This is a genomic window from Streptomyces sp. NBC_00691, assembly GCF_036226665.1.
GTDB lineage: Bacteria > Actinomycetota > Actinomycetes > Streptomycetales > Streptomycetaceae > Streptomyces.
Map to the genome: position 1 here is coordinate 876,407 of NZ_CP109007.1, position 22,305 is coordinate 898,711.

The 22,305-nt window shown below is 73.3% G+C and carries 22 protein-coding genes and 1 riboswitch; of the genes, 17 read left to right on the forward strand and 5 right to left on the reverse strand.

From position 1 onward, the window contains the following. Positions 1-25 precede the first annotated feature (25 nt). The 10 genes from dhaK (at position 26) to OG392_RS03910 (ending at position 8,467) form a co-directional block, all read left to right on the forward strand. Entirely contained in the window at positions 26-1,018 is a 993-nt protein-coding gene (gene dhaK, locus OG392_RS03865) for a dihydroxyacetone kinase subunit DhaK (RefSeq protein WP_329275564.1), read from the forward strand. A gap of 27 nt (positions 1,019-1,045) precedes the next feature. Further along, the gene (dhaL, locus tag OG392_RS03870) at positions 1,046-1,753 is read left to right on the forward strand and encodes a dihydroxyacetone kinase subunit DhaL (RefSeq protein ID WP_329275566.1); all 708 of its coding nucleotides are present in this window, start codon (positions 1,046-1,048) and stop codon (positions 1,751-1,753) included. Further along, complete coding sequence (locus OG392_RS03875; protein ID WP_329275568.1) at positions 1,750-2,166, forward strand: PTS-dependent dihydroxyacetone kinase phosphotransferase subunit DhaM; 417 nt, start codon at positions 1,750-1,752, stop codon at positions 2,164-2,166. The genes dhaL and OG392_RS03875 overlap by 4 nt, the downstream gene beginning before the upstream one ends. Before the next feature lie 198 nt (positions 2,167-2,364). Next, on the forward strand, positions 2,365-2,640 hold the full coding sequence (locus OG392_RS03880; protein WP_329275570.1) for a hypothetical protein: 276 nt from the start codon (positions 2,365-2,367) through the stop codon (positions 2,638-2,640). Between the two features lie 146 nt (positions 2,641-2,786). Then, positions 2,787-3,020: riboswitch (cobalamin riboswitch) on the forward strand. 29 nt (positions 3,021-3,049) lie between these two features. Further along, on the forward strand, positions 3,050-3,748 hold the full coding sequence (locus tag OG392_RS03885; RefSeq protein ID WP_329275572.1) for an energy-coupling factor ABC transporter permease: 699 nt from the start codon (positions 3,050-3,052) through the stop codon (positions 3,746-3,748). Next, complete coding sequence (locus tag OG392_RS03890) at positions 3,745-4,140, forward strand: energy-coupling factor ABC transporter substrate-binding protein (protein ID WP_329275575.1); 396 nt, start codon at positions 3,745-3,747, stop codon at positions 4,138-4,140. The genes OG392_RS03885 and OG392_RS03890 overlap by 4 nt, the downstream gene beginning before the upstream one ends. Before the next feature lie 6 nt (positions 4,141-4,146). Continuing rightward, complete coding sequence (cbiQ, locus tag OG392_RS03895) at positions 4,147-4,896, forward strand: cobalt ECF transporter T component CbiQ (RefSeq protein WP_329275578.1); 750 nt, start codon at positions 4,147-4,149, stop codon at positions 4,894-4,896. A 17-nt stretch (positions 4,897-4,913) separates the two neighbouring features. After that, positions 4,914-5,753 carry an energy-coupling factor ABC transporter ATP-binding protein gene (locus OG392_RS03900; protein WP_329275580.1) on the forward strand — a complete coding sequence of 280 codons (840 nt, stop codon included), beginning with the start codon at positions 4,914-4,916 and terminating at the stop codon, positions 5,751-5,753. A gap of 129 nt (positions 5,754-5,882) precedes the next feature. Beyond that, positions 5,883-7,898: an NADPH-dependent 2,4-dienoyl-CoA reductase gene (locus OG392_RS03905; protein WP_329275582.1), complete on the forward strand. Its 2,016-nt coding sequence runs from the start codon at positions 5,883-5,885 to the stop codon at positions 7,896-7,898. 32 nt (positions 7,899-7,930) lie between these two features. Continuing rightward, positions 7,931-8,467, forward strand: coding sequence for a PadR family transcriptional regulator (locus OG392_RS03910; protein ID WP_329275584.1), 537 nt, complete (start codon positions 7,931-7,933; stop codon positions 8,465-8,467). A 28-nt stretch (positions 8,468-8,495) separates the two neighbouring features. Here OG392_RS03910 and OG392_RS03915 read toward each other — a convergent pair whose 3' ends face one another. Beyond that, positions 8,496-8,885, reverse strand: a complete 390-nt coding sequence (locus OG392_RS03915) for a hypothetical protein (protein ID WP_329275586.1) — start codon at positions 8,883-8,885, stop codon at positions 8,496-8,498. A gap of 198 nt (positions 8,886-9,083) precedes the next feature. Between OG392_RS03915 and OG392_RS03920 the strand changes: the two genes are divergently transcribed. Beyond that, on the forward strand, positions 9,084-10,472 hold the full coding sequence (locus OG392_RS03920) for an FAD-dependent oxidoreductase (protein ID WP_329275587.1): 1,389 nt from the start codon (positions 9,084-9,086) through the stop codon (positions 10,470-10,472). 85 nt (positions 10,473-10,557) lie between these two features. Here the strand turns inward: OG392_RS03920 and OG392_RS03925 are convergent, their stop codons facing one another. Next, positions 10,558-11,898, reverse strand: coding sequence for a DUF2252 domain-containing protein (locus OG392_RS03925; protein WP_329275589.1), 1,341 nt, complete (start codon positions 11,896-11,898; stop codon positions 10,558-10,560). A gap of 185 nt (positions 11,899-12,083) precedes the next feature. Between OG392_RS03925 and OG392_RS03930 the strand changes: the two genes are divergently transcribed. Further along, positions 12,084-12,842 carry a GntR family transcriptional regulator gene (locus OG392_RS03930; protein ID WP_329275592.1) on the forward strand — a complete coding sequence of 253 codons (759 nt, stop codon included), beginning with the start codon at positions 12,084-12,086 and terminating at the stop codon, positions 12,840-12,842. A 45-nt stretch (positions 12,843-12,887) separates the two neighbouring features. Here the strand turns inward: OG392_RS03930 and OG392_RS03935 are convergent, their stop codons facing one another. Together OG392_RS03935 and OG392_RS03940 are read right to left on the reverse strand one after the other, a co-directional pair. Continuing rightward, on the reverse strand, positions 12,888-14,423 hold the full coding sequence (locus tag OG392_RS03935; RefSeq protein WP_187624291.1) for an amino acid permease: 1,536 nt from the start codon (positions 14,421-14,423) through the stop codon (positions 12,888-12,890). A gap of 69 nt (positions 14,424-14,492) precedes the next feature. Next, complete coding sequence (locus OG392_RS03940; RefSeq protein ID WP_329275596.1) at positions 14,493-15,467, reverse strand: hypothetical protein; 975 nt, start codon at positions 15,465-15,467, stop codon at positions 14,493-14,495. Positions 15,468-15,769: 302 nt separating this feature from the next. Between OG392_RS03940 and OG392_RS03945 the strand changes: the two genes are divergently transcribed. From OG392_RS03945 to OG392_RS03965, 5 genes are all read left to right on the forward strand, one after another. Next, positions 15,770-17,329 carry an FGGY family carbohydrate kinase gene (locus tag OG392_RS03945; protein ID WP_329275598.1) on the forward strand — a complete coding sequence of 520 codons (1,560 nt, stop codon included), beginning with the start codon at positions 15,770-15,772 and terminating at the stop codon, positions 17,327-17,329. Then, positions 17,326-18,753 (forward strand): FAD-dependent oxidoreductase, encoded by a 1,428-nt coding sequence (locus OG392_RS03950; RefSeq protein WP_329275600.1) that lies wholly within the window; start codon positions 17,326-17,328, stop codon positions 18,751-18,753. Before OG392_RS03945 ends, OG392_RS03950 begins: the two co-directional genes overlap by 4 nt. A gap of 40 nt (positions 18,754-18,793) precedes the next feature. Then, the gene (locus OG392_RS03955; RefSeq protein ID WP_329275602.1) at positions 18,794-20,029 is read left to right on the forward strand and encodes an FAD-dependent oxidoreductase; all 1,236 of its coding nucleotides are present in this window, start codon (positions 18,794-18,796) and stop codon (positions 20,027-20,029) included. A gap of 123 nt (positions 20,030-20,152) precedes the next feature. Next, complete coding sequence (locus OG392_RS03960; RefSeq protein WP_329275605.1) at positions 20,153-20,629, forward strand: NUDIX domain-containing protein; 477 nt, start codon at positions 20,153-20,155, stop codon at positions 20,627-20,629. A 62-nt stretch (positions 20,630-20,691) separates the two neighbouring features. Continuing rightward, positions 20,692-20,943: a hypothetical protein gene (locus OG392_RS03965; RefSeq protein ID WP_329275608.1), complete on the forward strand. Its 252-nt coding sequence runs from the start codon at positions 20,692-20,694 to the stop codon at positions 20,941-20,943. Positions 20,944-21,021: 78 nt separating this feature from the next. Here the strand turns inward: OG392_RS03965 and OG392_RS03970 are convergent, their stop codons facing one another. After that, positions 21,022-22,227, reverse strand: a complete 1,206-nt coding sequence (locus OG392_RS03970) for a cytochrome P450 family protein (RefSeq protein WP_329287050.1) — start codon at positions 22,225-22,227, stop codon at positions 21,022-21,024. Between the last annotated feature and the right edge of the window lie 78 nt (positions 22,228-22,305).

Consider the following 22,305-nt stretch of genomic DNA (forward strand, 5'->3'; position numbering starts at 1 on the left):
CTGCAAGTCTCACCAGGAGGTATCCATGAGGATGCTGATCAACGTCCCCGAGACCGTCGTCGCCGACGCGCTGCGGGGAATGGCCGCCGCCCATCCCGAGCTCACCGTCGATGTCGAGCGACGGGTCGTGGTGCGGCGGGACGCGCCGGTGGCCGGAAGGGTCGCGTTGGTGTCCGGTGGCGGATCCGGGCACGAGCCGCTGCACGGAGGGTTCGTGGGGCCCGGGATGCTGGCGGCCGCCTGTCCCGGGGAGGTGTTCACCTCGCCGGTGCCCGATCAGATGGTGCGGGCCGCGGCCGCCGTCGACAGCGGCGCCGGGGTGTTGTTCGTCGTCAAGAACTACACCGGTGACGTGCTCAACTTCGAGATGGCGGCGGAACTCGCCGAGGACGAGGGCATCCAGGTCGCCAAGGTCCTCGTCGACGACGACGTGGCCGTCACGGACAGTCTCTACACGGCCGGCCGGCGCGGGACCGGCGGCACGCTCTTCGTCGAGAAGATCGCGGGCGCCGCCGCCGAGGAGGGCGCGCCCCTTGAGCGCGTGGAGGCGATCGCCCGGCGGGTCAACGAGCGCTGCCGTTCCTTCGGCGTCGCCCTGAGCGCCTGCACCACTCCGGCCAAGGGCAGCCCCACCTTCGATCTCCCTCCGGGCGAGCTGGAGTTGGGCATCGGCATCCATGGTGAACCCGGACGCGAGCGGCGTCCGATGATGACCTCCCGCGAGATCGCGGACTTCGCCGTCGACGCCGTCCTTGAGGACCTCAGCCCGGCCGGGCCCGTCATCGCCCTGGTGAACGGGATGGGCGCCACCCCGCTCCTCGAGCTGTACGGGTTCAACGCCGAGGTGCAGCGCGTCCTGGGCGAGCGGCGCGTGCCGGTGGCCCGGACACTCGTCGGGAACTATGTGACCTCGCTCGACATGGCCGGCTGCTCGGTGACCCTGTGCGAGGTGGACGAGGACCTCCTGCGCCTCTGGGACGCGCCCGTGGAGACGCCCGCACTCCGCTGGGGCCGGTGACGACGCGTGAGAGAGGAGAGGACCGACGTGACACAGACCTTCGACGCCGACCTCCTCGTGCGCTGGCTGGCCGGCGTGGCCGAGGTCGTCGACCGGGAGGCGGACCGGCTCACCGAGCTCGACTCCGCCATCGGCGACGCCGACCACGGCGCCAACCTCAAGCGCGGCTTCGCCGCCGTGACCGAGACCCTGGCCAAGGACCCGCCCGCGACACCGGGCGCCGTGCTCACCGCCGCCGGTCGGCACCTGATCTCCACCGTGGGCGGCGCTTCGGGGCCGCTCTACGGCACGCTGCTCCGCCGCGCCGGCAAGGCCCTCGGCGACGACGAGCACGTCACCCGCGAGCAGTTGGCGGAGGCGTTCGGCTCGGGCGTGGCCGCCGTGTCCCAGCTGGGCGGCGCTCAGGTCGGCGACAAGACGATGCTCGACGCGCTCGTGCCGGCCGTCGAGGGGCTGCGGGACTCCTTCGGCGCGGCCCGCGCGGCGGCCGAGGAGGGCGCCCTCTCGACCGTACCCCTGCGGGCGCGCAAGGGCAGAGCCAGCTATCTGGGCGAGCGGTCGGTGGGGCATCAGGATCCGGGGGCCACCTCCTCGGCGCTGCTGTTCGCGGCGCTCGACGAGATCGCCCGTGCGGGGACGACGGGGACGTCGGATGCCTCGGATACGTCGGGGACATCGGATACGTCAGAGACGTCGGATGCGTCAGCGGCGTCGGGCAGCGAGGGGGTCTCATGAGCGCGGCCGGATCCGGTCTCGTCGGCATCGTGCTCGTCTCGCACAGCGCCGCCGTCGCGGCCTCCGTCGCCGAGCTGGCCAGGGGGCTCGCCGGTGGCGGCGACCTCGCTCCGGTCCTCCCGGCCGGCGGGACCCCCGACGGTGGCCTCGGGACGAGTTCCGAGCTGATCTCCGAGGCGGCGAAGGCCGTCGACCGGGGCTCCGGTGTGGCCATCCTGGTCGACCTGGGGAGTGCGGTGCTCACCGTGAAGGCCCTCCTCGCCGAGGGCGACGAACTGCCCGAGGGCGCCCGGCTCGTGGACGCGCCGTTCGTCGAGGGCACGGTCGCCGCCCTGGTCACGGCGAGCGCGGGCGGGGACCTCGACGCCGTGGCGGCGGCAGCGTCGGAGGCGTACGCCTACCGCAAGGAGTGAGGGCACAGGACCTGCGCGGGGCCCCTCAAGTGGCCGGGTTTCAGGTGCCGTTTGGCCGGAACTCGGCCGCTGTGGCCGCGTGGGTGCGACCTACTCTTGGAGGTCGCGGCCATGAGACGGCCGCGCTGCCGGGCCTCTCCGGGCGCCGGCGTCCACCCGTGGTCCACCTGGTCCGCCCAGGTGGTGAAGGAGGGGCACATGGGCAGTCTGTCGATCATGGTCGGTTTCGCGCTGGTGTGGCTGTTGGTCGCACTCGTGCCCCTGCGCGCTCCGTCCGCCCGCCGGGGGTGGGCGAAGGGCGTACTCGGCGTCTCGGCCCTGCTGGTGATCGGCGCCGCCCTGTTCGGCGCCAACGCGGAGGTGTCGGCCGACTACGACGGCCCCGACCCCATGCTGCTCGGCGCACTCGTGGCAGCGGTCCTCGTGGCCCCTGGTGCGATCGCGGCCCTCGTACGCAACGCCAGGAACAGCTAGGCGGCGGGAAAGCGGCAGGTACACGGCACCGCCGGCGGGAACGCCGGACGACCGCGGCGCCACCGGCGGGAATCGAGGAGGCCCAGCGCCCTCAGGAGCGGGAACCGGGAGCTCCCGCGCGGCGCCGCGGGGACCCTACAAGCACCCACATTGTGATGTACCTGGTCAACGCACTAATGTCACAGGGCCTTGGTGTACGGGAAACCGGTGCAGTACCGGTGCGGCCCTCGCCACTGTGATCGGGAGGTCCGGCTCCACCCCCGCGGGGAACACCCTCGGGGAAGCCACTGGACCACGTCGGGAGACCGGCGTGGTGTGGGAAGGCGGAGTCGGGCGGAATGACCGTCAGCCAGGAGACCGGCCAGGGTGCGTTGTCCATCCACGAGGTGCTGGAGAGGGTCTCCCAACCATGCATATAGCCGAGGGGTATCTGCCCCCTGTGCACGCGGCCGCCTGGGGCGTCGCGTCCGCGCCGTTCGTCGTCCACGGAGTCCGCGCGCTGACCCGCGAAGTGCGGTCCCATCCTGAGTCCACCCTGCTGCTCGGCGCCGCCGGCGCCTTCACGTTCGTCCTGTCGGCACTCAAGTTGCCTTCCGTGACGGGGAGTTGTTCACATCCCACCGGTACGGGCCTCGGTGCCATCCTGTTCCGGCCGCCCATCATGGCCGTCCTCGGGACGATCACGCTGCTCTTCCAGGCCTTGCTGCTCGCCCACGGCGGGCTGACCACGCTCGGCGCGAACGTCTTCTCGATGGCGATCGTCGGACCCTGGGCGGGATACGGGGCCTACGCACTGCTCCGCCGGTTCGGTGCGCCGCTGATGGTCGCCGTCTTCTTCGGCGCGTTCGTCGCCGACCTGTCCACGTACTGCGTCACCAGCGTCCAGCTGGCACTCGCCTTCCCCGACCCGGGCAGCGGCATCCCCGGCGCCCTCGCCAAGTTCGGCGGTATCTTCGCCGTGACGCAGATTCCGCTCGCGGTCAGCGAGGGCCTGCTCACCGTGCTCGTGATGCGTCTGCTCACCCAGTCCAGCAAGGGCGAGCTGATCCGGCTCGGCGTCCTCGCCGGGCGCACGCCGGAGCGACGCGAGGAGGCGATCGCGCGATGAGCCGGAACGCGAAGATCAACGCCCTGCTGCTGCTCGTCGTCGTCGCGCTCGCGGTCCTGCCGCTCGCGCTGGGACTCGGGGACCACAAGGAGGAGCCCTTCACGGGGGCCGACGCGGAGGCCGAGACCGCGATCACGGAACTCCAGCCGGACTACGAACCGTGGTTCAGCCCGCTCTACGAGCCGCCGTCAGGGGAGATCGAGTCGGCCCTGTTCGCCCTGCAGGCGGCCCTCGGTGCCGGTGTCCTGGCGTACTACTTCGGGCTGCGGCGCGGCCGCCGCCAGGGGGCGGCGCAGGCCGAGACGGCCGGGGTGGCCGGCGCACCGGGCGCCGGAGCCGGCGGAACCGGGCCGGGCGTCGGTGGCGAAGCCCCCGGCGGGCCGGGCGCGTAGCCGCCGATGCTGCCGATCGACGCGGCGGCGCACAGCAGTCGCTGGCGCCGCCGCCATCCCGCCGAGAAGGCGCTGCTCGGCTTCGGTCTCACCCTGTGCGCTGTCGGTCTGCCGCCGTGGCCGGGCGCGGTCCTCGTCGCCGCGGCCACGCTCACGGTGCTGCTCGGTCCGGCCGGTGTGCCGGGCCGGGCGCTGTGGCGGGCGTTCCGGATCCCGCTCGGCTTCTGCGTCACGGGCGCGATCCCGCTGCTGTTCGAGGTGGGCGGCTCCCGGGGGCTCGTCGCTCTCGCGCCGGACGGTCCGACGCACGCGGGCGAGTTGCTGCTGCGGACCGCTTCGGCCTCGCTCGGGGTGCTGCTCTTCGCGTTCACGACGCCGGTGTCCGACGTCCTTCCCCGGCTGGTACGGGTGGGGGTGCCGGCGCCGGTGGTGGACGTGGCGCTGGTGATGTACCGGATCATCTTCCTGCTGCTCGACGCGATGTCCAAGATCCGTCAGGCGCAGGCGGCCCGGCTCGGGCACACCACGCGGGCCGCGACCTGGCGTTCTCTCGCGGGCCTCGGTGCGACCACGTTCGTACGGGCCTTCGACCGGGCTCAGCGCCTGCAGTCCGGGCTCGCCGGGCGCGGGTACGACGGGACGCTGCGGGTCCTGGTGCCCGGGTGCGCGCTCTCCCGCCCGTTCCTCGCCGCGACGGGCGTCCTGCTCACCGGACTCGTCGCCCTCACCCTCGTACTGGAAAGGCTCCTTCCGTGACGTCTCCGACCCCTGTCGTGGAACTAGTGAACGCCGGCTTCGCCTACGAGGACGGCCCCCCGGTCCTGTCCGGTGTCGACTTCGCCGTCGCGGAGGGGCGGGCGGTCGCGCTGCTCGGCCGCAACGGAAGCGGCAAGACGACGCTGCTTCGCCTGCTCAGCGGCGGGCTGCGGTGCGTGAGCGGGTCGCTGCGCCTGGACGGTACGGAGGTGGCGTACGACCGGAAGGGGCTGACCCGGCTGCGGACGACCGTGCAGCTGGTGGTGCAGGATCCGGACGACCAGCTGTTCGCCGCCTCGGTGGACCAGGACGTGTCGTTCGGGCCGATGAACCTGGGACTGCCCGAGGACGAGGTACGGCAGCGGGTACGCGAGGCCCTGGAGGCGCTGGACATCACGGCACTCGCGGACCGGCCGACCCATCTGCTCTCGTACGGGCAGCGCAAGCGGGCGGCGATCGCGGGCGCGGTGGCGATGCGGCCCCGGGTCCTGATCATGGACGAGCCGACGGCCGGTCTCGATCCGCACGGGCAGGAGCGGCTGCTCGACGCGCTCCGGCGGCTGCGGGAGGCCGGTACGACGGTGCTGATGGCCACGCACGACGTGGATCTCGCGTTGCGCTGGGCGGACGAGGCGGCGGTGCTCGCCCCGTCGGGGCTGCGGACCGGGCCGGTCGCGGAGCTCCTCGCGGACGACGTGCTGCTCGACGAGGCCCGGCTGCGCCACCCCTGGGGCACGACGGTGGCCCGGCTGCTCCGCACCCACGGCCTGCTCGCCCCGGGGGCCGCGGAGCCGCGGACGCCGGAGGACCTGGACGCCTGGCTCGGAGCGACGGCGACGTCCGCCCGTACCGCATAGCTCGGCGCTCCGCGCCCCGGAAGCTACCGAGTAGTAGACATCACGTCCCGAATCTTCTGCAACTAGTTGCATAAGGAGGAAGGGTCCCCTAGAACTGAGGGTGACGATCCTGCGCGAGGAGGCGCCCGCATGACCCCGTACCCGCACCTGCTGAGCCCGCTCGACCTGGGGTTCACCACCCTGCCCAACCGGGTGATCATGGGGTCGATGCACGTCGGCCTCGAGGAGACCGAGCACGGCTTCGAACGCATGGCCGCCTTCTACGCCGAGCGGGCCCGCGGCGGTGTGGGCCTCATCGTCACCGGTGGCATCGCGCCCAACGACGCCGGCCGCCCCTGGGACGGCGGCGCCAAGCTCACCACCGAGGACGAGGTCGCCGAGCACCGGCTGATCACCGACGCCGTGCACGCCGAAGGCGGCCGGATCGCGATGCAGATCCTGCACTTCGGCCGGTACGCGTACCACCCCGCGCTCGTCGCGCCGAGCGCCCTCAAGGCCCCCATCAGCCCCTTCGTACCGAACGAGCTGACGGACGCCGAGGTCGAGCAGACCGTCGAGGACTACGCCCGCTGCGCCGAGCTCGCCAAGGCTGCCGGATACGACGGCGTCGAGGTGATGGGCTCCGAGGGGTACCTCATCAACGAGTTCATCGCCGCCGCGACCAACCAGCGCACCGACCGCTGGGGCGGCTCCTACGAGAACCGCGTCCGCTTCCCGCTGGAGATCGTCCGCCGGATCCGCGAGCGCGTCGGCGAGGACTTCATCCTCGTCTACCGCCTCTCCATGCTGGACCTCGTGCCCGGCGGCTCCACCCTGGAGGAGGTCGTCCGGCTCGCCAAGGAGATCGAGGCCGCCGGCGCCACCATCATCAACACCGGCATCGGCTGGCACGAGGCACGCATCCCCACCATCGCCACGTCCGTGCCGCGCGGCGCCTACACCTGGGTGACGAAGAAGCTGATGGGCGCGGTCTCCGTGCCGCTCGTCACCAGCAACCGCATCAACACCCCCGAGGTCGCCGAGGAGATCCTGGCCGACGGCCGCGCCGACCTGGTCTCGCTGGCCCGCCCCTTCCTCGCCGACCCGGACTTCGTCGCCAAGGCGACGGCCGACCGCGCCGACACGATCAACACCTGCATCGGCTGCAACCAGGCCTGCCTGGACCACACCTTCAACCTCAAGATCACGTCCTGCCTGGTCAACCCGCGCGCGTGCCACGAGACCGAGCTGGTCCTCTCCCCCACCCGTCGCGCCAAGCGGATCGCCGTCGTCGGCGCGGGCCCGGCCGGCCTCTCCTGCGCGGTGTCGGCGGCCGAACGCGGCCACGCCGTGACCCTGTTCGACGCGGCCGACGAGATCGGCGGTCAGCTGAACATCGCCAAGAAGGTCCCCGGCAAGGAGGAGTTCGACGAGACGCTGCGCTACTTCCGCGTCCAGCTCGCCGAACGCGGGGTCGACGTACGCCTCGGCACGCCGGTCTCGGCCGGTGACCTGGACGCGTTCGACGAGGTCGTCGTCGCCACCGGCGTCGCCCCCCGCACCCCCGGCATCGCGGGCGTGGACCACCCGAGCGTCCTCAGCTACCTGGACGTGCTGCGGGACGGCGCGCCCGTCGGCGAGCGGGTCGCGATCATCGGCGCGGGCGGCATCGGCTTCGACGTCGCGGAGTTCCTGACGGACGGCGGGGAGGGCGCGAGCCAGGACCCCGAGACGTACTTCCGCCAGTGGGGTGTGGACACCTCGTACGAGAACCGGGGCGGACTGCGCACCCCCGAGCGCGCCGCGCCGCCGCGCCAGGTGCACCTGCTCCAGCGCAAGGAGTCCAAGGTCGGCGCCGGTCTCGGCAAGACCACGGGGTGGATCCACCGCACCGAGCTCAAGCACCGGGGCGTGGCGATGGTCGCGGGCGTCTCGTACGACCGGATCGACGACGAGGGCCTGCATGTCACGATCGGCGGCGAGCAGCAGCTGCTGCCCGTCGACACGGTCGTGCTCTGCGCGGGCCAGGAGCCGCGCCGGGACCTGTACGAGGAGCTGGTCGCGGCGGGCCGCGTGGCCCACCTGATCGGCGGAGCCGACGTGGCGGCCGAGCTGGACGCCAAGCGGGCCATCGACCAGGGCACCCGCCTCGCGGCCACCCTGTGATCACCGTGGCCGGCCACTTCTAGGATGCGTTCATGTCCCTCCCGCACGCGATCCTCACCGCGCTGCTCGAGAAGCCGTCCTCGGGCCTCGAACTGACGCGCCGCTTCGACAAGTCGATCGGCTATTTCTGGTCGGCCACGCACCAGCAGATCTACCGTGAGCTGGGCAAGCTGGAGCAGGCGGGGCACATCCGTGCCCTGCCCGCCCCGGTGCCGGTACGGGGACAGCGCAAGGAGTACGAGGTGCTGCCGGCGGGCCGCGAGGAACTCGGCACCTGGGTGGCGCGGTCCGAGGACCCGAAGCCCATGCGGGCCGCCCTGCTGCTCCGGATGCGGGCGGCCGCGGTGGTCGGCGCGTCAGGCCTGCGCGCCGAGCTGACCCGTCATCTCGTTCTGCATCAGCAGCAGTTGGATGAGTACCTCGCGATCGAGACCCGTGACTTCCCGAACGAACGCCGCCACTCGGAACCCGACCGGCTGCGCCACCTCGTCCTGCGGGGCGGGATCGAGATGGAGCGCTTCTGGGTGGAGTGGCTGACCGGCGCACTGGACGAACTCGGGGCGGAGTGACGCCGGGGGCGGGATCGTCCGGTCGCGGCTAGGCGAACCACAGCGAGGAGTGCCGGTGGCGGGCGGGAGGGATGTCCACGGTGTCCGCCGCGTCCGGGGTGACGGTTCCGTCAGGGGCGTTCACGGCGCTCAGGACGCGTCCCACCTGGGCGCGCAGGCGCCGGCGCGCTCGGCGTTCCTCCTGGGCGGACCAGCGTGCGACGCCGGAGTCCTGGTTGAAACGGGGCCATCGGCGGAAGACCACGAGGCGGCGGATCGTGCGCGGGTGAGGATGCTCCCGATCGGCGCCGGTCCCGGCGCGGCGGGCGGAGGCGTGGCGCAGGTCGTACAGCACGAGGGAACGCCAAGGGGCCCCCGGTGTCTTCTCGGCGGCCGGCCGGCGACGTGAGCGGGGGATGTGGTGTGCGGTGCGTGCCATGGGACTCCGTCGGTGGGCACCGCCAGGTATCTCCTGGCGGGCTACCTGAAGCCCATGGGTCCGGTCGAACGTTCCTGCGCCATGTGCGGCACCCTAGCCGTGCCCCGATGCGGCCGAAACCGAGTGGCGGTGGCGGCCTGCGTCGCGTACCCCCGTGGATACTGGGCCGTGGGAGTTCCACGAAACGAAAGGGCGGGTATGGCGGACGACTTGGGGCATCGCGCGACACGTCACGCGGTGGTCATCGGGGGAAGTCTCGCCGGGCTGCTGGCCGCCCGGGTGCTGGCGGAGCACGCGGAGAGGGTCACGGTCGTCGAGCGCGACCGGCTGCCCGAGGGCCCGGAGCCGCGGGCGGGCGTCCCGCAGGGCAGGCACCTGCACGTCCTGATCGAGGGCGGGCAGCGCGCGCTCGACGAGCTGCTGCCGGGGTTCACGGACGAGTTGACCGCGCTGGGGGCTCCTACCGTGGGCGCTCCCGCCGACATGATCCAGTGGCAGAACGGCAGGTGGTTCCGGCGGACCACCGCCACCACCCGGCACTACACCGGCCCTCGCCCCCAGCTGGAATGGCTGGTGCGGCAGCGCGTGCTGGCCGATCCGCGGATCGAGCTGATCGAGAACACCGAGACGGTGGGCCTGACCGGTGACTCCTCGCGGGTCAGGGGCGTACGGCTGCGCGAGCGGGGCGCGGGGTCCGGCAAGGAGACCCGCACCCTGACCGCCGATCTGGTGGTGGACGCGTCCGGGCGGTCCACGAAGGCCGCCGACTGGCTGGCCGGGATCGGCGCGGAGGCCCCGCACGAGGAGACCCTGGACACGGGGCTCGCCTACGGCACCCGGGTGTACCGCACCCCGGGCGGGGCGGACACCGACGCGACGGGCTACTACATCGTGCCCAACCCCGCCCAGGTGTACAGCGGTGTGGTGCTGCCGCTGGGCGACGGGCACCATCTGGTGACCCTCTCCGGGCTGCGCGGGGACGAACCGCCCACCGAGGAGGGCGCGTTCGAGGAGTACGCGAAGCGGCTGCCGCATCCGGTGATCAGCGACTGGCTGGCGCGGGCGGAGCCGGTGTCTCCGGTGTACGGCTTCCGGAAGACGGCCAACATCCGGCGCCGGTACGACCGTCCGGGCCGCCGTCCGGCCGGCTTCCTCGCGACCGGCGACGCGCTCTGCGCCTTCAACCCGATCTACGGGCAGGGCATGGCCGTCGCCGCGCTCAGCGCGGTCGCCCTGCGCCGGGCGCTCGCCGACCCGAAGCGCACACCGACGACCCGTGCGGTGCAGCGGGCGCTGTTCGACGCCTCTCGGCAGGCCTGGGACATCTCGGCGGGCGCCGACAAGAAGATGCCGGGCGCGACCGGTGACGCGGCCCGGCCGGGCCCGCTGGACCACATCGTCGGCTGGTACCTGGGCCGGGTGGTGGAGCGGTCCGCGGGCGATCCGGTCGTGGGGGCGTCGTTCCGTGCGGCGATCACCCTGACCGCCCCGCTGACGAGCCTCTTCGCCCCCTCGGTGGCGCGGGCGGTGCTCTTCGGGCCGGTCGGCGAGACGCCGCCGGGACCGCCTCTGCGGCGCGACGCGTAGGGAGTCGCGCCGGGGGCCGGGCCGAGGCCGTGGGGCTCGGTCCGGCCCCCGGCGTGTGACGGTGGGCTCTTCGGCGCGTCGCTTCTCACGCCCCCGGCGCCGCCACCACCATCCCCGCCGCGATGGCCCCGCCGAGTGCCGCGTAGTCGTCGGCGTTCTGGTTCGTGTACGCGAGGGCGAAGTCGGCGACGGCGCGGTCGAAGGTGTCCGAGCCGCCGAGGTAGGCCGCGATCGCGATCCGGTCGCCGGAGCGGGCGTGGGCCCGGGCCAGGGCCCGGCCGCAGAGCCGCGCGTAGTCCCGCAGCATGGCCGGGGACATGGTCTCGACCTCGGCGGAGCCCTTCATGTCGCGGAGCTGGCGCCAGTAGAAGTGGCGCTTCTCGGGTCCGGTCATCCAGCCGAGGAAGATGTCGCTGGCGGCCTGGGTGAGGCGCTGTCCGTAGACGACGCGCCGGCCCTGGTGGGCGTACGCGCTCGGCTCCAGGTACGGCTCGAGGACCGAGCGGCCGGCTTCCTTGATCTGGAGGATCAGCGGGTCGCCGTCGTCCCGTCCTTGGAGGAGAAGGACGAAGCAGCGGGTGCCGACGCTGCCGACGCCGACGACCTTGCGGGCGGCTTCGAGGAAGCGGTAGCGGTCGAGGAGCACCCGTCGCTCCTCGGAGAGCGAGCTGCGGTAGTCGTTGAAGATCTTGCCGAGGGTGACCCGGTCGATGTCCGTGGTGCGTTCGAGGAGCGGCGGGTCGTCGACGATGTGCCGGACTCCGCTCGCGTCGGTCTCGGTGAGCTTGGCGAGCGCGTGGAGGCTGGTGCGCCGGCGGGCGCGGGCCAGCCGGTTCTCGAATCGGGCGCGTTCGTCGCGGCGGACCATGGGGACGAGGTCGTCGGCGGCGATCCGCTCGTACCAGACGGTGAGTTCCCCGAGGTCGGCGAGGCGGCGCATGGTGATCCGGTACGACTCCACGGCGACGAGGGCCGCCCGGCGGGCCTTCGCGCGGCTGCCGCCGTTCTGGAGGGCGGCGACGGTGATGCTGGCGGCGAGCCTCTTCACGTCCCATTCGAAGGGGCCGGGGAGCGTCTCGTCGAAGTCGTTCACATCGAAGAGGAGCGTCCGTTCGGGTGAGGCGTAGACCCCGAAGTTCAGGAGGTGGGCGTCGCCGCAGAGCTGGACGGTGAGTCCGGTGTGGCGCTGGGCGGCGAGGTCGGCGGCCATGACGGCGGCGGCGCCGCGCAGGAAGGCGAAGGGGGAGGCTGCCATCCGGCCGTACCGGAGGGGTACGAGGTCGGGCAGCCGGTCCGCGGACTGGCCTTCGAGCACGTCGATGGGGTCGGGACGCTGCGAGCTGGGAATCCAGCGGCCGTGGGAGGAGCGGGGGACGTGCTTGCGGGCCGTCCGGCCCCGTTCGGCACGTTCCGACGGTGTCGTCATCCGGCCTCACCCGCCATCGTCCGCGGTGACGGTCTCGCCCCTGTCACCTGCTACCTCATTACAAGATGACTCGCTCGTTTCGGCCACTCTGCCGGGCGGCCCTGGCAAAATGGTTTAGACCAATGATAGGAATTGGTGACCCGCACGACCCATGCGGTCACGCTGAGCGAAGAGAGGGTTTGATCATGGCCGAGCCCGAATCCGAGGCGGCGGCAGACGCGCCGCTCTATCTCCGGGTCGCCGCCGCGCTGCGCGAGGACCTCGCCCACCGCCGCATCTCCCCCGGCAGCAGGCTTCCTTCGGAACGATCCCTGTCCCAGCGCTATCACGTCAACCGTCAGACGGTACGCAGCGCGCTCCAACTCCTGCGGGACGAAAGGCTCGTGGTGACCGACCGGCGCGGCACCTTCGCCGCCTCCGGGACCGAGGGCGGGAGCGAGCCCGTCGCTCCGGCGCTGACGGCCCGTCGGCCGACGTTCCCCGGCGGGCCCCGCGCGGCCGAGGCACTGGTGCGGGCCTCGCTCACCTGGGAGCCGCCGCCCACGCCGCTGGCGGCGCGGCTGCTGCTCACTCCCGGCGAGCCCACGCTGGTCCACCGGCACGTGGTGCTCGGGCCGCAGGGAACGGCGCTCCAGCGGGCGGTGTCGTGGTTCTCCCGGCCGGCGGTCACCGAGATCCCGCAGCTCGCGCGCTACCGGCGGGGGCGGGACCGGGGCCGGCAGCCCGATCTGCGGCTGCTCTACCACTGGATGCACCAGGCGGGGCTACGGGTCACCCACCGGGAGTCGGTCGGCGTGCCCGGCCCGGCCACGACGACGGCCGGCGGCGCGGCCCGGCTGATCGTCCACCGGGTGGTGAGCGACCAGCACGGGCACGCGCTGGAGATCACGGACATCGACTTCTCGGCCCAGTCGGCGGCCTGGACGTACGAGTTCAGCGCCTGAGGGCGGGCCGGTTCCCGTCCGGTACGGGGACAGGAACCGGCTCTCTCAGATGATGCCCTCCGAGATCTCCGCCTCCTCGCGGGCGTTGCCGTACGCCGTCGGGGTGCCGTACGAGCGCCGGGCGACGTACCACCAGACGCTGGCCAGGACGAGCACCACCGCCAGGGCGATCACGGCGTAGTTCATGGTGTCGACCGTCACCGGGGACTTCTGCGGAAGGCAGAACAGGACGGTCACGAACGCCACCCAGACGACGGCGGTCCAGCCGATCGGCTTGCTCCAGCGGCCCAGGCTCCACGGGCCGGGCGTGAACCGGTTCCCGGCGCGCAGACGCAGATAGATCGGGATGGCGTAGGCGGGCGTGATGCCGATGACGTTGATCGCGGTGACGGCACCGTAGGCGGTGGCGGAGTACAGCGAGGGGAGCGCGAGCACCGCCGCGACGGCCACCGCGAGCCAGACGGCCGGGACCGGGGTCTGGGTGCGGCCGCTGACCTTGCGCCAGATCGCCGACCCGGGAAGGGCGTTGTCACGGGAGAAGGCGAAGACCATACGGCTGGCGGCGGCCACCTCGGCGTTGCCGCAGAAGAGCTGGGCGACGATGACCACGAGGAGCAGCGCGGTGGCGCCGCCGGAGCCGAGCGCGTCCAGGAAGATCTGGGCGGGCGGGACGCCCGTGGCGCTGTTCTGGGTGGCGGTGTAGTCCTGGATGGCGAAGCTCAGTCCGGCGAGCAGGGCGAAGCCGGCGAGCCAGGAGACCCAGATGGCCCGGACGATGCCCTTGGAGGCGGCGACGGAGGCGTTGGAGGTCTCCTCGGAGAGGTGGGCCGAGGCGTCGTAGCCGGAGAACGTGTACTGGGCGAGGAGCAGGCCTATCGCGGCGACGTAGAAGGGGTTGGCCCACCCGGTGTCGTTGACGAACTCGGTGAACACGAAGTCGACGGACTGGTGGCGGTCGGGGATGAACGCGAGGGCTCCGACGATGATCGCCACGCCCGCGAGGTGCCACCAGACGCTGATGGAGTTGAGCACGCTGACCAGGCGGACGCCGAAGAGGTTCAGGACGGCGTGGAGCAGCAGGATCGCGAGGAAGATCAGGAAGGTGGAGCCCGCGGTGGGCTCGAAGCCCCACTGCAGGTTGAGGAAGGCCCCGGTGAAGAGCGCGGCGCCGTAGTCGATGCCCGCGATGGCGCCGAGGAGACCGAGCAGATTCAGCCAGCCGGTGTACCAGCCCCAGCGACGCCCGCCGAGCCGGTCGGCCATGTAGTAGAGGGCGCCGGAGGTGGGGTAGGCGCTGGTGACCTCGGCGAGGGCGAGGCCCACGCACAGGACGAAGAGACCGACGCCGACCCAGCCCCAGAGCATGACCGCGGGACCGCCGGTGCCCATGCCGAAGCCGTACAGGGTCATGCACCCGGAGAGGACCGAGATGACCGAGAAGCTGATCGCGAAGTTGCCGAAGCCGCCCATGCGGCGGGCGAGGACGGGCTGGTAGCCCAGCTCTCTCAGCCGCGCCTCCTCGTCCTGGGCCGGGGGTGGCTTGCGCAGCGCGTCGGTGGGGTCGGGGGCGGTGCGGGACATGCGGTCCTCCGGGGACGGGGGGTGAGCGGGTCGGGGGGTGTGGGGGGCGGTAAGGGGTGGGGACAGGCCTCAGTCGCCGAGACAGCGGGCGCGGGCCCGCAGGAAGACCTCTTCGGCGAGCACGCGGTCGTCCGGATGAGGGGTCCGGTACGCCCACGGCAGGGTCGTGTAGTACGGGCCGAGCGACTCGAGGACCCGGGCCGCGTCGGTGAAGCGGAGGGCTCCGAAGAGGGCGTGCGCCAAGTGGTTGAGGTCGAGCAGGGAGGCCTCGTCGGTGGCGCAGAAGAGGAACCAGGTGTCGAGGGCGCGCTGGGCCTCGCGGACCGCGTCCTCGGCGACCCAGTGCAGGTCGAGGGCCCGTTCGTGTCCGCGCTCGCGCCGGTAGCGCTCGACGCGCACATACAGCGGGAGGACGTGCAGGGCGGAGCCGACGGGTGCCGAGGAGGCCGCCCAGTGCGCGTAGTTGACGGCCTCGGAGAGCGGTCCCGGGCGCCGGGCGTACACGAACTGGAGCATCCGGTGGTGCGCCTCGCGGTTGTGCGGGTCGCGCTTCTCGGCCTCGGCGAGCAGGCCCCAGGGGCCGGGCGGCAGCATGGGAGCCGGCGGGGACAGCCGGTGCTCCTCCATGCGCTGGCGGCCGTCGAGGGCGGCGAGGGCGATCAGGCCGACCCAGGGCACCGGGTCGTCGGGGGCGAGGTCGGCGGCCTCCCGGCAGGCGGTCCAGGCCTCCTGCCAGAGTTCGCGGGTACGGGCGTGGCCGGCGCGGTGCGCGCGTACGGCCCGCTCGACGGTCACGCGGCTGTGCATCACGGTCGCGGCGAGGCTTCCGGGCTGCTCGGTCCGCCACATGTGGACGACGTCGGTGCCCGCGGCGACGGCGGCGAGGACCTGGGTGCGCCGGGTCCAGCCGTCCCACCCCGTCGTCTCGTCGAGGAGACGCGCCATCGCCACCCAGCGTCCGGTGCGTAAGTCCTGGACGGCGTTGCGCAGGGCGTGGTCGTGGCCCGCGGGGTGGTAGACGGGTCTGAAGCCGTGTCCGGCCATCAGGGGGTGGTGCGTGGTGTGGATGACATGGGTCCTCGGTGGATGGGAGGGGGTGGTCAGTCCCCCGGCGGGCGTCCCGGCCGTTGATCGGCGATCACTATAGAGGGCTCTGGATGCGCCCGGTCCACTTTCTTTTGTGACAGTAATTATCAAGCCAACGACCGAATTTGACTTACCGTCAGGTTTGTCGGCGGACCTGACGTGATCACCCGCCGAGGCTTGACGGAGTGCGGCGACGACGGCACCCTGACCCTTTTCGGTGATCGGATGATCACCGAACGTCCAGGGACAGGAGCGGCACGATGACGGGCGGCCCGGTACTCGCCGTCGACCAGGGCACCTCGGGCACCAAGGCCCTCGTCCTCTGTCCCGAGCGCGGAGTCCTCGGCAGCGGCACGGCTCCCGTACGGCCCCGCTACCTGCCGGGCGGTCTGGTCGAGGTCGACCCGCGTGAGCTGTACGACTCCGTCGTCAGCGCGGGCCGCGCGGCGCTCGCCCAGGCCGCCACGCCGGTCGTCGCGGTGGGTCTCGCCAACCAGGGCGAGACGGTCCTCGCCTGGGACCCCTCCACCGGCGAGCCGCTCACCGACGCCCTGGTCTGGCAGGACCGCCGAGCGGCCATCGTCTGCACCGGACTCAACGCCCACGCAGAGGAGTTGAGGCACCTGACAGGGCTCCCCCTCGACCCCTACTTCGCCGCGCCCAAGATGGCCTGGATCCGTCGCCACGCCACCGGCGCCGGCGTCGTCACCACCAGCGACGCCTGGCTCGTCCACCGACTGACCGGTGCCTTCGTCACCGACGCGGCGACCGCCGGGCGGACCGGACTCCTCGATCTCGACACCCTCGCCTGGTCGGAGACCGCGCTCGACCTGTACGGACTCGGCGGCGAGCGCCTCCCCCGGGTCGTGGACTGCGACGCGCCCGTCGGTACGACCACGGCCTTCGGCCCGTCGCTGCCGCTCACCGGCCTCCTCGTCGACCAGCAGGCGGCGCTGCTCACCCAGAGCGCCGACGACCCGGCCGCCGCCAAGTGCACCTACGGCACCGGCGCCTTCCTCCTGGCACAGACCGGCCCCGAACCCCGGCGCGCGTCCTCGGGGCTGGTGAGCTGCGTCGCCTGGCGGCTGCGCGGGCAGGTGGCCCACTGCCTGGACGGCCAGGTGTACACCGTCGCCTCCGCCGTCCGCTGGCTCACCGACCTCGGCGTCATCGGCGGGGCGGCCGAGATCGACCCGGTCGGCGGCGGGGTCCCGGACTCCGGCGGCGTCACCTTCGTGCCCGCGCTCGCGGGACTCGCCGCGCCCTGGTGGCGGGGGGACGTCCGCGGCTCGCTCACCGGACTCGGCCTCGACACCTCACCGGGCCACCTGGTCCGCGCCCTGTGCGAGGGCATCGCCGCGCAGGTCGTGGAACTCGCCTCGGCCGTGGCCTCGGACCGGGGCGCCCCGCTGACCGCGCTGCGTGCCGACGGCGGCCTCACCCGGTCCGCGCTCCTCATGCAGACCCAGGCGGACCTCCTCCAGCTCCCGGTCGAGGTCTCCTCGTCGCCCGACGCCACGGCGCTCGGCGTCGGCGCGGTGGCCCGGCTCGGGCACGACCCGGGGCTCACGCTCCGCGAGGCCGTACCGGAAGGGAAGCCGTCGGCCGTGTACGAACCCCGGATCTCGGGCGACGAGGCGCGTGAGCGCCTCGCGCGGTTCCGGGAGGAGGTGGCGGGGCTGGTCGAGCGGACGGGCTCGCACACCGGGGCCCCGACAGGCGAAGACTCCGGGTCCGGCGCGGGCCCTGCCCCCGGGTCCGGGTCCGGTTCCGGGTCCGGCCCTGCCCCCGGGTTCGGTTCCGGGTCCGGGTCCTCATGAGTGTCACCCGTACCGGGCCCCTCCCGGCCGGCGCCGACGCGACGTACGACGTCGTGGTCGTCGGCGCGGGTGTCGTCGGCTCCGCCATCGCCCGGACGCTGGCCCGCCACCCCCTGCGGGTCGCCCTCGTGGAGGCCGCGAACGACGTCGGCGACGGCACGTCGAAGGCCAACACCGCCATCCTGCACACCGGTTTCGACGCACTGCCGGGCACGCTGGAGGCGCGACTCGTCCGCGAGGGACACCGCCTCCTCTCCTCGTACGCGCAGGAGACCGGCATCCCCGTCGAGCCGGTCGGCGCCCTGCTCGTCGCGTGGGACGAACAGCAGAGAACCACCCTCCCCCGCCTCGCGGAGAAGGCCGGGCGCAACGGACACCGCACGACCCGGCTCCTCTCAGCCGCCGAACTCCGTTCACGTGAACCGCACTTGGGCCCCGGCGCGCTCGGCGCGCTGGAAGTGCCGGGCGAGTCGATCATCTGCCCGTGGACGACCACCCTCGCGTACGCCACCCAGGCCGTCCTCTCGGGCGTCGACCTGCACCTCGACTGCAGGGTGGAGCAGGTCCGTCCGGGCGAGGAGTACCACCGCCTCGTCACCCGGCGCGGAGTGCTGCGGACCCGGCACCTCGTCAACGCCTGCGGGCTCCACGCCGACGCCTTCGACGCGCTGGTCGGCCGCGAGGACTTCACCGTCACCCCGCGCCGGGGGCAGCTGCTCGTCTTCGACAAGTTCGCGCGCGACCTGGTCCGCCACATCCTGCTCCCCGTGCCGGGCCCGCTCGGCAAGGGCGTGCTGATCGCGCCGACGGTCTACGGGAACGTCATGCTCGGACCCACCGCCGAGGACCTGGACGACAAGACCGCCACCGGCACGACGGCGGACGGACTCGCAGGACTCCGCGAGCAGGGCGGCCGGATCCTCCCGGCGCTGCTCGACGAGGAGGTCACCGCCGTCTACGCCGGGCTGCGGGCCGCCACCGGAGAGGAGGACTACCGGATCGCCGCGCACCCGGGACTCCGCTACGTGACGGTGGGCGGGATCCGGTCCACCGGGCTCACCGCGTCCCTGGCCATCGCCGAGCACGTCCGCGGGCTGCTCGCCGACGGCGGGCTCGGCCTCGGGCCCGGGCGGCCCCTGGCCCGGCTCCGGATGCCGAACCTCGGCGAGGCCTTCCTCCGCCCGTACCGGGACGCCCGGCTCATCGCCAGGGACCCGGAGTTCGGTGCGCTGGTCTGCCACTGCGAGCGGGTCACCCGGGGCGAGATCCGGGCCGCGCTCACCTCGACGATCCCGCCGGGCGGCCTCGACGGACTGCGCCGCCGTACGCGTGCGCGTGGGGGCCGCTGCCAGGGGAGCCACTGCGGCGCCGAGGTAAGGGAGTTGTTCGAGGAGCACGCGGAGCACCGGAAGGGGAGCCGGTGAGCCCTGTGGGATGTGCCGTACACGGACGAGGAGAGGCCCGGTGAACCGCACGGTCGACGTGCTCGTGGTGGGCGCGGGACCCGCCGGGCTCGCCGCGGCCGCGCGGCTCGCGGCGTCGGGCGTCGGGCGCGTCGAGGTCCTGGAGCGGGAGCAGACCGCCGGTGGCGTCCCCCGGTACTGCGCCCGCCCGGGATTCGGTACGGACGCCCGGGGCCGCCCCCTGGACGGTCCTGGCCACGCGCGCCGCTCCGTGCGCGAGGCCCTGCGCGCCGGAGCCACCGTCCGTACGGGGGCGTCCGCGACCGGATGGGCGGGACCGCTCACGCTCGACGTGACCGCGCCGACCGGCCTCGAACGCGTCCGGGCCCGCGCGGTCGTCCTGGCCACCGGGGCCCGCGAACGCCCGCGCAGCGCACGGCTCGTTCCCGGGTCACGGCCCGCGGGGGTCCTGACCACGGGGGAACTCCAGCGGCTGGTCCTTAAATTCGGCGCCCGGCCGGAGCGCATCGGACGGCGCGCGGTGGTCGTCGGTGGCGGTCCTGTGGCCCGCGACGCCGTGCGGACGCTGCGTGCCGCCGGGGTCGAGGTGGCGGCCGTCGTCTGTGACCTCCCTTCGAGAGCAACGGCGTTCGGGCGGGTCCCCGTGCTCTCCGGCGCGGTCGTGTCGGAGCTGGTCGGCCGCGGTCGGCTGACCGGGGTCGCGGTCCGCGGCGGAGCGGACGGTGCGACGCGGCACACCCTGCGGTGCGACACCGTGGTCTTCACCGGGGACTGGATCCCGGACCACGAACTGGCCCGTGCCGGTGGGCTGCCGCTCGCGCCGGGCACCCGGGGGCCCGCGACGGACGCCCGCTTCCGCACCACCGCGCCCGGGGTCTTCGCGGTCGGCAACCTGTTGCGCGGCGTGGAGCCGGCGGTGGTGGCCGCCGCCGAGGGGCGCGCGGTGGCACCGGCCGTGATCGGGCTCCTCGCCGGGGAGCCCTGGCCGGAGGGAGGGGTTCCGGTGGGGGTGCCCACGGGAGGGTCGGCGGGATCGGCGGGACCGCTGCGGTGGGTGACACCCGGTCTGCTCGGACCGGTGGCCTCGCCTCTGCTCGTACGGCCGGAGCGCCGGCTCGACCGCCCGGTCCTGACCGTCTCCCAGGACGGCGCCGCTCTGCGACGGATACGGTTGAGCGGCTCGCTCACCCCGTGGCGCTCGGTGCGGTTGCCCGCGCACTGGGCGAACGGGGCGGACCTCGGGGGCGGTCCGGTGGTGGTCGGCGCGGAAGAGTGAAGCGCGGGGCGGGGCGTGCGGGCCATGGCCGTACGCGCGGGGCGCGCGAGCCCGGCGGGCGCGACCGCGGCGACCCGCGCGCGCGGCTGCGGCCACGGCAAGCCTTCGGCCAGACTGTCCGGCATGTCTGACAAACGCAGTGCGGGCCTGCTCGTCTTCCGCCGTACGACGGACGGTGGTGTCGAGGTACTCATCGGTCACATGGGCGGGCCCCTCTGGGCGTCCCGCGAGCAGTCGGCCTGGTCGATCCCCAAGGGGGAGTACGAGCCGGACGAGGCCCCGGAGGCGGCGGCGAGCCGTGAGTTCCTGGAGGAGCTGGGGCTTCCGGCACCCGAGGGCGAGTGGCTCGACCTCGGCGAGAACCGGCAGCGCAACGGAAAACTCGTCACCATCTGGGCGGTCGAAGGGACACTCGACGCGGCGGCGATCGTGCCGGGCACGTTCACCATGGAATGGCCGCCCCGGTCCGGCGTCCAGGGCGAGTTCCCGGAGATCGACCGGGTGGGCTGGTTCGCCCCCGCCGTTGCCTCGCCGCTGCTCGTGGAGGGTCAGCGGGTCTTCCTGGAACGGCTGGTGGAGCGGCTCGACGGGCGGGGCTGAGGGCCGTTGTCAGACCCGTACGAGAGGGTGGTGAGCGCCGAACTGTCGAGAGGGAGCCCGACATGACCACGACCACGATCACCGCCAGCGAGCGCGCGGCCGCCCAGGCGTACCTGCGGTTGCTCGAATCCACGCAGGCCGTGCTGACCGATCCACAGCTCGCCCCGTACGCGGGGGTGATGCTCACCCATCCGATGGCCGAGGCGGACGAGGCGCTCCGGGCCGCGGGACTCGTGGGGAACGAGGCACGGCTGCTGCGGCTCGTCTCGTCCCTGCGCGCCTCCCCCGCGACCGCCTGGGGGCGGGCGGGGTGAGGACGGCCCACCGGTCCGGAGAGGTCGGGCCGCCGGTGCGGGGGCGGGACGTCCCGCCCCCCCACGGCACGGGGAGCGTCAGCCGCCCGGCCGGATCAGGAGCGTCCTGACGCTGTTGCCGACGAACCCGGCGTGGCGGGGCAGCTCGGACTCCGGGACCGCCAGGTCCAGCTCCGGGAAGCGGGTGAAGAGTGCCTCCAGGGCGATGGCCGCCTCCATCCGGGCGAGTGGGGCGCCCAGGCAGTAGTGGGGGCCGTGGCCGAGCGACAGGTGCTTCACCGTCGCCGTGCGGGTCACGTCGAAGCGGTCGGCGTCCGGGCCGTGGGCCTTGGTGTCCCGGCCCGCCGCCGAGTACCCCGCCAGCACGGGCGTGCCCTGGGGGATGAGGGTGCCGTCGACGGTGAGGTCACGGGTCGGGTAGCGGAACGGGAAGTAGCTGACCGGGCTGTCCCAGCGGAGGGTCTCCTCCACCACGTCCGCCCAGGTCGCGCGGCCCTCGACGACCAGGTCGAGCTGGTCGCGATGGGCGCAGAGCGCCCGGACCGCGTTGGTGAGCAGATTCAGGGTGGTCTCGTGGCCCGCGACGATCAGCAGGAGCAGGGTGCCGATCAGCTCGGCCTGGCCGAGCCGGTCGCCCTCCTCGTCCCGCGCGGCGATGAGCGCGCTCGTGAGGTCGTCGCCGGGGGCGGCGGCCTTGGCGACGGCGATGGCGGCGAGGAGTTCGAGGAGTTCACGGTTGGCGGCGACGGTCTGCTCGGGTGTGGTGTCGGTCGCGACCACCAGGCTGGAGAGGTGGTGCAGCCGCTCCTGGTGGGCGGCCTCGACACCGAGCAGTTCGCAGATGACACCGAGCGGCAGCGGAAGCGCGTAGTGACGGCGCAGGTCGGCCACACCGCCCCCGGCCCCGGCCGCCTCGGCGAGCCCGTCGAGGAGCCCTGCCGTGACCGCCTCGACGCGCGGGCGGAGTTCCTCCACCCGGCGGGCGGTGAAGGCGCTGCTCACCAGGGTGCGGAGGCGGCGGTGGTCGGCGCCGTCCGCGGTCATCATGCCGGGCAGGGTGGCGAAGGTCCGCAGGGGCCAGCCGTCGGGTATACGCCCCTCGGCGAGCGCGGTGAAGTGCTGGGGGCCCTTGGCGACGTCGGGGTGGGAGAGGAAGTCCCGGAGGGCGTCGTGGCCGAGGACGGCCATGCCGTCGATCTCGCCGGGGAGCACCACGGGGGCGACGGCGCCTTCGGCGAGGAGGCGGGCGTTCCGGGCGTGGGGGCAACCGCCGGAGGGGTCCATGCGGTGGGGTGGACGGGGAGTGGGTGCGGGCAGTGCGTTCACTTCGACAGCTCCTGTCTGCGGGCCTTCGGGGTCGGG

What these genes read in the sequence shown, in the direction of transcription:
- dhaK (WP_329275564.1), top strand. Translation starts at nt 26, where the DNA reads ATGAGGATGCTGATCAACGTCCCCGAGACCGTCGTCGCCGACGCGCTG.
- OG392_RS03875 (WP_329275568.1), top strand. Translation starts at nt 1,750, where the DNA reads ATGAGCGCGGCCGGATCCGGTCTCGTCGGCATCGTGCTCGTCTCGCAC.
- OG392_RS03880 (WP_329275570.1), top strand. Translation starts at nt 2,365, where the DNA reads ATGGGCAGTCTGTCGATCATGGTCGGTTTCGCGCTGGTGTGGCTGTTG.
- OG392_RS03885 (WP_329275572.1), top strand. Translation starts at nt 3,050, where the DNA reads ATGCATATAGCCGAGGGGTATCTGCCCCCTGTGCACGCGGCCGCCTGG.
- OG392_RS03890 (WP_329275575.1), top strand. Translation starts at nt 3,745, where the DNA reads ATGAGCCGGAACGCGAAGATCAACGCCCTGCTGCTGCTCGTCGTCGTC.
- cbiQ (WP_329275578.1), top strand. Translation starts at nt 4,147, where the DNA reads ATGCTGCCGATCGACGCGGCGGCGCACAGCAGTCGCTGGCGCCGCCGC.
- OG392_RS03905 (WP_329275582.1), top strand. Translation starts at nt 5,883, where the DNA reads ATGACCCCGTACCCGCACCTGCTGAGCCCGCTCGACCTGGGGTTCACC.
- OG392_RS03910 (WP_329275584.1), top strand. Translation starts at nt 7,931, where the DNA reads ATGTCCCTCCCGCACGCGATCCTCACCGCGCTGCTCGAGAAGCCGTCC.
- OG392_RS03915 (WP_329275586.1), bottom strand. Translation starts at nt 8,885, where the DNA reads ATGGCACGCACCGCACACCACATCCCCCGCTCACGTCGCCGGCCGGCC.
- OG392_RS03920 (WP_329275587.1), top strand. Translation starts at nt 9,084, where the DNA reads ATGGCGGACGACTTGGGGCATCGCGCGACACGTCACGCGGTGGTCATC.
- OG392_RS03925 (WP_329275589.1), bottom strand. Translation starts at nt 11,898, where the DNA reads ATGACGACACCGTCGGAACGTGCCGAACGGGGCCGGACGGCCCGCAAG.
- OG392_RS03930 (WP_329275592.1), top strand. Translation starts at nt 12,084, where the DNA reads ATGGCCGAGCCCGAATCCGAGGCGGCGGCAGACGCGCCGCTCTATCTC.
- OG392_RS03935 (WP_187624291.1), bottom strand. Translation starts at nt 14,423, where the DNA reads ATGTCCCGCACCGCCCCCGACCCCACCGACGCGCTGCGCAAGCCACCC.
- OG392_RS03940 (WP_329275596.1), bottom strand. Translation starts at nt 15,467, where the DNA reads ATGGCCGGACACGGCTTCAGACCCGTCTACCACCCCGCGGGCCACGAC.
- OG392_RS03945 (WP_329275598.1), top strand. Translation starts at nt 15,770, where the DNA reads ATGACGGGCGGCCCGGTACTCGCCGTCGACCAGGGCACCTCGGGCACC.
- OG392_RS03950 (WP_329275600.1), top strand. Translation starts at nt 17,326, where the DNA reads ATGAGTGTCACCCGTACCGGGCCCCTCCCGGCCGGCGCCGACGCGACG.
- OG392_RS03960 (WP_329275605.1), top strand. Translation starts at nt 20,153, where the DNA reads ATGTCTGACAAACGCAGTGCGGGCCTGCTCGTCTTCCGCCGTACGACG.
- OG392_RS03965 (WP_329275608.1), top strand. Translation starts at nt 20,692, where the DNA reads ATGACCACGACCACGATCACCGCCAGCGAGCGCGCGGCCGCCCAGGCG.
- OG392_RS03970 (WP_329287050.1), bottom strand. Translation starts at nt 22,227, where the DNA reads ATGGACCCCTCCGGCGGTTGCCCCCACGCCCGGAACGCCCGCCTCCTC.